General features: G+C 66.5%; 3 protein-coding genes. 2 read left to right on the forward strand and 1 reads right to left on the reverse strand.

The features are described 5' to 3' along the window. The coding region (locus ACTWPW_RS63845) for an SDR family oxidoreductase (RefSeq protein WP_443174985.1) at nt 1-592 on the reverse strand (592 nt) is incomplete at its 3' end. Nucleotides 593-674: 82 nt separating this feature from the next. Here ACTWPW_RS63845 and ACTWPW_RS63850 point away from each other — a divergent pair. Together ACTWPW_RS63850 and ACTWPW_RS63855 are read left to right on the forward strand one after the other, a co-directional pair. Beyond that, nucleotides 675-908, forward strand: a complete 234-nt coding sequence (locus ACTWPW_RS63850) for a cupin domain-containing protein (protein WP_443174986.1) — start codon at nt 675-677, stop codon at nt 906-908. Nucleotides 909-1,280: 372 nt separating this feature from the next. Continuing rightward, complete coding sequence (locus tag ACTWPW_RS63855) at nt 1,281-1,886, forward strand: recombinase family protein (protein WP_443174987.1); 606 nt, start codon at nt 1,281-1,283, stop codon at nt 1,884-1,886. Nucleotides 1,887-2,240: the final 354 nt, after the last annotated feature.

A 2,240-nucleotide genomic window follows, 5' to 3' on the forward strand; every position in this document is an offset into this window, starting at 1 on the left:
CGATTTCCTCGGTGGCCTCGCCGAAGGTGAGCCCCCGCGGGCCGGACAGCTCATAGGTGCGGCCGGCGTGCCCGGGCTCGGTGAGCAGCGCCACCGCCACGTCGGCGATGTCGTCCACGTCGATGAAGGGCTCCACAATGCCACGGGCGGGCAGCGCCAGCTCACCCGCCATGATCGGAGCGTAAAAGAAGCCGTCGTCGAAGTTCTGGCTGAAGTTCGTCGGGCGCAGGATCGACCACTCGACGCCGCAGGCGCGCACAGCTTCCTCGGCCGAGCGCACGTCCAGGCCGAAAGGGGAGTCGCCCCAGGTGTCGGCGCCGCGGCCGGACAGCAGCACGAACCGGCGCACGCCGGCGGCCACCGCTACGGGTACGAACTCGTGCGCGGGACCCGGCACCTCGGGCGCGATGACGTACACCGCTGAGACACCGTCGACCGCGTCGTCCCATGTGGCCGGATCCGCCCAGTCGAAGCGCACCTCACTCGATCGGGAGGCCGCCCGAACGGTCCTGCCGGAGGCCCGCAGCCTGGCGGCCACCCGCCGGCCGGTCTTTCCCGTGGCACCCAGTACCAGGAATACATCTTGGCTCATGCATCTCAGCAAACCGTGCCAGACGTGGACTTTCCATGGGTCAAAACCGCGCTTCGCATGTCCATCCGTCTACGCTTCAGCCATGGACGCCTTTGCCGATCTCCTGCGCGGGGTACGCGCCAACGGCTCTGTCTTCGGGCACTCGATCCTGTCGCCGCCGTGGTCGTTGCGGTTCGCCGACGGCGCGCCGCTGACACTGTGCGGCCTGCTTCGAGGCGAGGGGTGGATCATGACCGAGGCACAGGCGCCTCAGCGCATCACGGTCGGTGAGGCGGTGGTCGTACGCGGCCCACAACCGTTCTTGGGGTCCCAGTAGCAATGAAGAAATTTCCAACGAAGGTGCGTCTGACCTGCGGTAACGAAAGAACCTCCGGTTGACGTCTCGGTTCGATCACGGTGTTGGATCATCCTGCGCGGTGCCGGATTGGTGGAGTTCAGCGACCCCGGACCCGGATTCGTGGTGGAGGGCAACGCGATGGCAGTGTCCTAGGCCCCGCTCGGGTCCGCGTCACCAGCCGCAAAGTCGCGCTGAGTAATCGCCGCTAGTCTGTGTGGTTGTGGGATTGGTCATCTCGGTGTCGAGTAACGGTCGTCTGTCGACACTCGCCGGACCGATCACGGAGCCGCAGATGGGCATTGTCGATAACTCGTGTCGAAAATCAATGTCGGTGAACGGTACGTGGAGTAGATTTCGACGGGGCTCTTCGGCTACGCGCGGATCAGTACTGCCGACCAGAACCCCGACCACCAGATCGACGCGCTGCTGCGCGCGGGCGTCGACCGCAACGACATCCATCTGGACAAGGCCAGTGGTGCCAAGGCTTCCCGGCCGAGCCTCGACCTGGTCCTTAAGCTGCTGCGCGAGGGCGACACGCTGAAGGTCACCCGACTGGACCGGCTGTCGCGCTCAGTCCAGCACTTGGTCACCCTCGGGGCGGACCTGCGGATGCGCGGGGTGGGACTGCATGTGATCGAACAGGGCATCGACACTGCCACGATGGAGGGCCGTGCGATGTTCGGCATGCTGTCGGTCCTGGCCGAGCTGCAGCGCGAGCTGATCGTGGCCAACACGATGGACGGCCTGGCCTCTGCCCGTGCCCGCGGCCGGGTCGGCGGACGCCGGCCCAAGCTCACCGCCGACCAGGCCGCCCTCGCCCAGGAGCTGTACGACACGCGGGACAAGACCGTCCAGCAGATCGCGGACCTGTTCGGGGTGCCGCGCTCGACGGTGTACGGACATCTGAAGGGCGACACCGTGCCCCGCCAGCCAAAGAAGACCCTGAACAGGGCGTAGTCAGGGCGCTGGGTGGGTGTTTTGTTTGTGGTGGCTGGCGGGGCTACAGGCCCCCGCCGTCTGGAGCTGATCCGCCGGGCAGCTACCGAGCCCCAGGCGAACATGAACACCGCGGCCAACCCGCGGGTCCGCTGGCGGAATCTTTTGTGTGCAGGTTGGCGTCGGGGTTATGGATGGCCCGGTGGGGTGGGTCGGTGACGATCAGCGGGAACTGGTCAGCCTGGCTCGCTAGTGCGGTGACCACATAGGTTCACCGGGCCGCGGACACACCCGACGGCTTGCGCAGGCTTCGCCGGATTCTGCTTCAGTGTCGTATCGACATGCACGATGACGGCAGGAGGATCCGTATGGCCG

This window comes from Nonomuraea sp. KM90, from assembly GCF_052246675.1.
Lineage (GTDB): Bacteria > Actinomycetota > Actinomycetes > Streptosporangiales > Streptosporangiaceae > Nonomuraea.